Origin of the sequence: Aquiflexum sp., from assembly GCF_041749095.1 — a bacterium.
Taxonomy (GTDB): Bacteria; Bacteroidota; Bacteroidia; order Cytophagales; family Cyclobacteriaceae; genus Aquiflexum.
In genome coordinates this window covers 42,809-50,409 of sequence record NZ_JBGTCA010000492.1, presented here as the reverse complement: position 1 = coordinate 50,409, position 7,601 = coordinate 42,809, and the positions used below count along the sequence as shown (strand labels likewise).

At 41.4% G+C, this 7,601-nt stretch carries 7 protein-coding genes; 6 read left to right on the top strand and 1 reads right to left on the bottom strand.

Translation table 11 applies throughout. The features are described 5' to 3' along the window. The first annotated feature begins 146 nt into the window (after nucleotides 1-146). The 5 genes from ACEW8O_RS22605 to ACEW8O_RS22585 are packed head-to-tail and all read left to right on the top strand — an operon-like array spanning nucleotide 147 to nucleotide 5,448. Nucleotides 147-383 carry an acyl carrier protein gene (locus ACEW8O_RS22605; RefSeq protein ID WP_008629501.1) on the top strand — a complete coding sequence of 79 codons (237 nt, stop codon included), beginning with the start codon at nucleotides 147-149 and terminating at the stop codon, nucleotides 381-383. A 20-nt stretch (nucleotides 384-403) separates the two neighbouring features. Continuing rightward, complete coding sequence (gene fabF / locus ACEW8O_RS22600; RefSeq protein WP_373496897.1) at nucleotides 404-1,657, top strand: beta-ketoacyl-ACP synthase II; 1,254 nt, start codon at nucleotides 404-406, stop codon at nucleotides 1,655-1,657. A gap of 1 nt (nucleotide 1,658) precedes the next feature. Further along, nucleotides 1,659-2,399 (top strand): ribonuclease III, encoded by a 741-nt coding sequence (gene rnc / locus ACEW8O_RS22595; protein WP_373496900.1) that lies wholly within the window; start codon nucleotides 1,659-1,661, stop codon nucleotides 2,397-2,399. A gap of 45 nt (nucleotides 2,400-2,444) precedes the next feature. Further along, nucleotides 2,445-4,292, top strand: coding sequence for an NAD(+) synthase (nadE, locus tag ACEW8O_RS22590; protein WP_373496896.1), 1,848 nt, complete (start codon nucleotides 2,445-2,447; stop codon nucleotides 4,290-4,292). A 40-nt stretch (nucleotides 4,293-4,332) separates the two neighbouring features. Continuing rightward, nucleotides 4,333-5,448 carry a prolipoprotein diacylglyceryl transferase gene (locus ACEW8O_RS22585; RefSeq protein ID WP_373496895.1) on the top strand — a complete coding sequence of 372 codons (1,116 nt, stop codon included), beginning with the start codon at nucleotides 4,333-4,335 and terminating at the stop codon, nucleotides 5,446-5,448. Here ACEW8O_RS22585 and yidD read toward each other — a convergent pair. Then, nucleotides 5,445-5,666: a membrane protein insertion efficiency factor YidD gene (gene yidD, locus ACEW8O_RS22580; RefSeq protein ID WP_373496894.1), complete on the bottom strand. Its 222-nt coding sequence runs from the start codon at nucleotides 5,664-5,666 to the stop codon at nucleotides 5,445-5,447. The genes ACEW8O_RS22585 and yidD overlap by 4 nt on opposite strands. 137 nt (nucleotides 5,667-5,803) lie before the next feature. On the opposite strand from yidD, the gene ACEW8O_RS22575 reads away from it, so the two are divergent. After that, nucleotides 5,804-7,186: a BamA/TamA family outer membrane protein gene (locus ACEW8O_RS22575; RefSeq protein ID WP_373496899.1), complete on the top strand. Its 1,383-nt coding sequence runs from the start codon at nucleotides 5,804-5,806 to the stop codon at nucleotides 7,184-7,186. The last annotated feature ends 415 nt before the right edge of the window (nucleotides 7,187-7,601 follow it).

Below are 7,601 nucleotides of genomic sequence, written 5' to 3'. Positions count from 1 at the left end.
GGAAGAATTGAGTCAAACAAAGGTAAAAATAATCTCCCAACTTCAAGGTTCTCCCATATTATATTGATTTAGGTACCATATTTTTTTGGCAATAAGGTTTTAAATATATTTCTTTGCGAAGTGTTTTAAATTAAACTGATCAAAAAATGTCTGAAATTGCACAAAAAGTAAAAGCCATTATCGTAGATAAGTTAGGCGTAGAAGAATCTGAAGTAACTCCTGAAGCAAGCTTCACTAATGATCTTGGTGCAGACTCACTGGATACAGTTGAGCTCATTATGGAATTCGAAAAAGAATTCAACATTTCTATTCCGGATGATCAGGCTGAGCAAATCGGCACTGTAGGTCAGGCTATCAGCTATCTGGAAGCCAACGTTAAATAATAAATCACTAAAATTCATTTATGAATTTAAGAAGAGTTGTAGTAACAGGTCTTGGTGCCCTTACACCGATTGGAAATACTGTTCCTGAATTTTGGGAAGGTCTTTCAAAGGGTGTAAGTGGTGCTGCACCTATTACTAAATTCGATGCCTCGCTTTTTAAGACGCAATTTGCCTGTGAAGTCAAAGGATTGGATATAGACCAATTTATAGATAGAAAAGAGGCAAGGAAAATGGATCCTTTTGCCCAATATGCTTTGATTGCCGCTGATGAAGCCATTCAGGATTCAGGATTGGATCTCGAAAAAATAAATCTCTCAAGAGTAGGTGTCATCCTAGGCGCCGGAATCGGAGGATTAAAATCTTTTCAGGATGAAGTATCAGGGTTTGCTTTGGGGGATGGTACTCCAAGGTATAATCCATTTTTCATTCCTAAAATGATTGCAGATATCAGCGCTGGTTTCATTTCCATCAAATACGGATTTAAAGGACCAAACTTTGTAACCGTTTCAGCTTGCGCTTCAGCTACAAATTCTATCATTGATGCATTCAATTATATCCGTTTGGGCAAAGCTGACATTTTTGTCAGTGGCGGTTCGGAAGCGGCGGTGGTAGAGGCCGGAGTTGGCGGGTTCAATGCCCTTAAAGCACTGTCCCAAAGAAATGATTCTCCGGAAACAGCATCAAGGCCTTTTGACAAAGACCGTGATGGGTTTGTTTTAGGAGAAGGCGCAGGTATCCTTATTCTTGAAGAATATGAACATGCTAAGGCCCGGGGCGCAAACATCTATGCTGAATTGGTGGGCGGTGGAATGACTGCTGATGCATATCATATCACAGCCCCACATCCTGAAGGTGAAGGTGCAACCAATGTGATGTTGCAGACACTTGAGGACGCAGGAATGAAGCCTGAAGACATTGATTATGTCAATGTGCACGGTACTTCCACACCATTGGGTGATGTCAGTGAAATAAAGGCCATTCAGAAAGTTTTTGGTGAACATGCCTTCAACCTCAACATCAGCAGCACCAAATCGATGACGGGACATTTGCTGGGTGCAGCCGGTGCAGTTGAAGCAATAGCTTCCATACTTGCTGTTAAAAACAACCTTATCCCTCCTACCATCAACCACTTTACGGATGACGAGGAATTTGATAAAAGATTAAATCTGACTTTCAATAAAGCTCAAAAAAGAGAAGTCAGGGCCGCATTAAGCAATACTTTTGGATTTGGTGGACATAACTGTTCTGTCATTTTCAAAAAAATCAGTGAGTAAATTGAAACTTTCCAGATTACTCCGGCTTAGGTCCCTGTTTTATTCAAAATATGAAAAAAGGCTTGCTGCCTCCATCAAACACATGGTAGGCAGCAAGCCTTTTAATTTGGTTTTATACCAACTTGCCATCAAACATGCTTCCGCATCTGAGGATTCTATCAATGGTATGAAAATCTCCAATGAGCGGTTGGAGTATCTTGGTGATGCCATATTGGGCGCAGTTGTGGCGGAGTTTCTTTTTATCAAATTCCCATATAGAGATGAGGGATTCCTCACCGAAACCAGAAGCCGGATGGTAAACAGGGAAGCCCTGAACCAAATCGCCATAAAAGTCGGACTTTCTAAAATTATTGAGGAAGAATACAAGGGAAGAAATTTAAGCGCTCATAAATCACTCTATGGCGATGCATTGGAAGCAATGGTAGGTGCGGTATATTTGGACAGGGGATATCATTTTTGTAAAAAGTTTATTCTTAAAAGAATTATCATCCATTTTGACCTGGACAGCATTATCCGGACTACCTCAAACTTCAAAAGTAAAGTGATAGAATGGTCCCAAAAGGAAAGCGTGGAGGTGGATTTCAGGACAGTTTCTGTAAGCGGTTCACAGCGGTTCAAGGAGTTTGCTGTGGACCTATATATCAACAATGAGGTGGTTGCCACTGGCAAAGGTGCTACCAAAAAGAAAGCAGAACAGGAAGCTGCTAAAAATGCCTGCGAAATTCTCAAAATAGCCATTTAGAACAGTATCTTTGAAATCGGAGTTTTATCTTTTTGGAACCAATACATGTCAACTTTAAAAATAGCTTGTGCTACAGTCAATCAAACACCGCTCGACTGGGCAGGAAATTTAGACCATATCCTTGAAGCAATCACTTCAGCCCAAAAACAGCAAATAGACCTGCTATGTTTCCCGGAATTATCCATCACCGGATATGGCAGCGAAGACCTGTTTCTGAGTTACTGGTATCCCAAAAAAGCACTTCAGAAACTTAATGAACTCATTCCTTTTTGCACAGGCATTTCGGTGGCTGTGGGAGTTCCTGTCAGGATAGATTCAAATGTTTACAACTGCATGGCCATCATTGAGGATGCATCATTGAAGGGTTTTGTGGCCAAACAATTTATGGCCATTGATGGGGTCCATTATGAGTTTCGGTGGTTTACCCCTTGGGAACATGGCAAAGTGATTGACATAGATTTTTTTGGTCAAAGTGTCCAATTGGGTGACCTGGTTTTTGAAAAGAACAATGTCTCCTATGGTTTTGAAATCTGTGAAGATGCTTGGAGGGGTTCACACCGGCCCGGATATAGGTTGAAAGACCGGAATATGGATCTAATTTTCAATCCCAGTGCGAGTCATTTTGCCATGGGAAAAAGTATCCTGAGAGAAGAACTGGTAAAAGAAAGTTCAGTTGAACTCAGCGCCACCTATATCTACGTCAATTTATTGGGAAATGAAACCGGAAGAATGATTTTCGATGGTGAAATCATGGTAGCGCATGAAGGTAAATTGTTACTTAAAAATGAACTGCTTTCCTTTGAAGATTTCCAGGTCAGGACTTTTGATTATCAAAAAGGAAACGTATCCAATCAGGAGGTTGAAAGCAGCCATGATAAAAATGAGGAGTTTGTCAAAGCCTCTGCTTTGGGGCTGTTCGACTACTTGAGGAAAAGCAAAGTCAAGGGTTTTGTGCTTTCATTGAGCGGTGGTGCAGATTCCTCCACCATTGCCGTGTTGGTTTCAGAGATGGTCAGAAGGGGTATTGAGGAACTGGGTGTTACTGTTTTTCTGAAAAAACTGGGATTGAACTATATTCCCCAAACCAACAACCCTGTCAAAGAGATCGTAGGACAGATATTCACCACTGCTTATCAGTCTTCGGAGAATTCATCTTTTGCCACTTTTCAGAGCGCCAAGTTGCTATCCGAAAATATTGGTGCAGTATTCCTGAATTGGGAAATCGGCGATGAAGTAAAATCTTACACCGAAAAGATTGAAAAGGCCCTGGGCCGAAGAATGACCTGGAAAACAGATGACATTGCACTCCAGAATATTCAGGCGAGGACCCGGTCACCAATCATCTGGATGCTGGCCAATGTTAAAAATGCCCTCCTGCTGAGTACTTCAAACCGAAGCGAAGGCGATGTAGGCTACACTACCATGGACGGGGATACGAGTGGAAGTATTTCCCCTATCGCCGCTGTGGACAAATACTTTGTACTGCAATGGTTGAAATGGGCAGAAAAAGAACTGAACTATACCGGACTGAAAAAAGTAAACAGCCTACAGCCCACAGCCGAATTGAGACCGGCGGAAAACCAACAGACCGATGAAAACGACCTGATGCCCTATGCCCTCATTGTGGAAATAGAAAGACTGGCCATCAGGGACAGGCGATCTCCTTTGGATATATTTTTGATCCTAAAAGAAGAATTGGACGTAGATAGTGCTTTATTGAAATCTTATATCAAAAAATTCTTCAGACTTTGGGCACAAAACCAGTGGAAAAGAGAAAGACTGGCACCGTCTTTTCATCTGGATGAATTCAATATTGATCCAAAAACCTGGTGCAGGTTTCCGATTTTGTCAGGAGGATTTCAGGAAGAATTAAAGGAATTGGATACTTACTGAACAAAGGTTAATTTCACCACCTTGTTTATAAAAACACAGTATGATGGTTATTGAAAGTATATTGAGTTATGTTGTCTGGAGTCCTGACCCGGCTGTTTTTCCAGGGTTTGAAAGGCTAAGGTGGTACAGTCTCCTATTTGCTCTGGGATTTATCATTTCCCAGCAGATCATGATTTACATCTACCGCAAGGAAGGTCAGGATGAAAGATTGGTGGACAGACTGACAATATACATGGTAATAGCAACCATCATCGGGGCAAGACTTGGCCATGTGCTGTTTTATGAACCGGAAAAATACCTGAGCAATCCGATAGACATTCTGAAAGTATGGGAAGGTGGATTGGCTTCCCATGGCGCTGCCATTGCGATTTTGATTGCATTGTACCTTTATGCCCGTAAAATCCCAACACAGACCTACCTATGGGTAGTGGACAGGATTGTGATTGTGGTGGCCATGACAGGTGCTATGATCAGAGTAGGGAATCTCATGAATTCTGAGATCGGCGGCAAACCGACCGGTAATGACAGTGGGTTTGTGTTTGCAAGGGATGCGGAAGAAATTTTGGAGACACTCAGAATCCCGGTAGAATCCGTCAATGCATATAGACCTGACAACAGACAAGAAGAGCTTAACGGTAACGGAATAGTTCCTGTCAATTTTGAAATCAAAATTGAAAAAGGTGGCTATAGTGAAAGTGATTTGAGGACGGCCTTGGAGACGGACGTCAAATATGTGCTGACACGTTTCAAAAGTTCCCAGAAATACCTTTCAGAAGACCCATCGTCACCATTGAAAATGGATTTAAGCGATAGGGGCGACCACTATCTGGCTACAATTTATACGCAAGGGGTTGTAAGGCATCCCACACAAATCTATGAGGCAATCTCCTATTTCATCATCTTTCTGATACTCTATCTCACCTGGAACCGTTATAAATCCCGGCTTCCCGATGGCTTGTTTCTCGGATTTTTCCTAGTCTCAGTATTTGGAATGCGGTTTATTTGGGAATTTCTCAAAGAAAACCAAGTGGAGTTTGAGGAGGGATTGGCCTTCAATATGGGTCAGGCTTTGAGTATCCCTTTGGTGATCGGGGGATTGGTTTTAATGGGTCTGGCGCTAAAAAAAGGATTTAAACCAGAATCTGAAAAATCCTAAGGAACGGGATCATGTCCATGACCTCCCCAAGGGTTGCAACTGGCAATCCTCTTTATTCCCAACCAACCTCCTTTAAAAACCCCATACTTTAAAATGGCTTCCTTCGTATATTGACTACAGGTGGGTGTGTACCTACAGCTTGAAGGGAACAATGGAGAAATGAGGTATTGATATACCAAAACAGGGAAAATGGCGATTTTGCGGATTAATGTTTTCAAGTCCTGATATTTCTGAAATAAAGCATTTAGGTCTTCAATAGTTCCAAATTATAAACAGATTAACATATCCATTGAAAATCATCAGATTATATGGCCTTCTTTTTTACTTGATATGCTTCGGCATAGCACAAGCTCCCATGGCCCATGCACAAAGTGGGGAGGCTGTTTTGGATAGTATTGAGATTCCGGATAAAGTTGTAATCAACCATATTTTTATAATAGGAAATGAGAAAACAAAGAAAAACATCATTCTGCGTGAAATAGACCTTCAGGTAGGAGTAACCTATGATTGGGCGGAGTTGTTAATGATGATCGAGGCGGATCAAAAGAAAATATATAACCTACAGCTTTTCAACAGTGTGGAGATCACACCACTTTTTACAGGAACTGAAGACATTGAACTTTTGGTAGCGGTGACAGAGCGTTGGTATATTTTGCCCAATATCATTTTCGATCTGGCGGATAGGAACCTGGCAGAATGGTGGACCAATCAGAACAGGGATTTCTCCCGGGTGAATTATGGGGCAAGGCTCATGCACAATAATGTCGGGGGAAGAAATGAAAAATTGCGTATCGGTGGGCAATTGGGATTTGTCAAAGCCTTTGAGATGCTCTATAGTATCCCCTACATTGACAAAAAACAAAAACATGGCATCGCTGCACAGTTGACCTATTTTACCCAAAAAACCATTCAGGTCAGGTCTGCAAACAACCGGCAGGTTTTCTACACCAATGAAAACGAAGATGTACTGCGAAGAAACCGGTCTGCTTTTCTAAGGTACACTTACAGGGGCAGTTATTACAACTTCCACTTAGTGACTTTGGGGTTCAACAACACATTGATCAATGAGGATGTCTTTACCCAAAACCCCAATTATTTTCTGCATAGTAGCAACAAGCTGAATTATTTTGTAATGGGGTACAATTTCAGGCATGACAATAGGGACAATGTCCTATATGCCACTCAAGGCCAATTGCTCAATATTGGTTTGACTAGGTATGGACTCTTTGGAAGTGATAATGTGCAGGACACGGAATTCACCATCAATGCAAATAAGTACTTGAAGTTCAACGAAAAATTCCATTTTGTTTCCGGACTTTCCCTGAATACCTTTTTAGGAGATAGACAACCATTTACCATGGTAAGGGGTATTGGATACAATCCGTTTTTTATCCGGGGCTATGAACTGAATGTGGTCGAGGGACAGCAGACCGTTGTCCACAAAAACAGTCTCCGGTTCAATCTGATCAATGTTGGTTATGATATTGGTCAATATGTTCCCTTTGAGGAATTTGCATATTTCCCCATTAAGCTTTACCTCAGTGGCAATTTTGACCATGGCTTTGTCAATGACAAAAACAAGCTTCCCGAAAATCTAAGACTGACCAACCAATACCTATTTGGCTATGGCCTGGGCCTCGACCTGGTCACCCTCTACGACATGGTTTTCAGATTTGAATACTCCCTCAACAACCAAAATGAAGGTGCATTTTTCTTTAATTTCAGGGCACCTTTTTGAGATTTTTTAGAGGCGAGAGGTGAGATTTGAGATGGGAGAAGGATGAACCAAGTATAATGTACAAAGTACCAAGTAGGGGTGCAACCTAATTACCTGACAGCAGATATAACTTGAGGATTAATTTCTCTCTTTGTTCGAAATTACAAGGAGAAGTAAATTTTAATTACTCAGTGGAAGACGGGGAAAAAAATTACTTTTGGCTAAAGCCCATTAACTTTTATTATTTCTTTGTGAATGGGCTGATTCCTATTGATAAAAACTCCGATTTTGGGATAAAAACTTTGCTATCTGACTTGCATCAATTGCGTCCTGCTTTAGCTGGACGATTACAGAATACCCTATTCTCTCAGGGCTTTAGCCTAAAAAATTTTATATCCATCCCCTCAAGAAAAGATGTTTCCAAGCACTGGCCGGC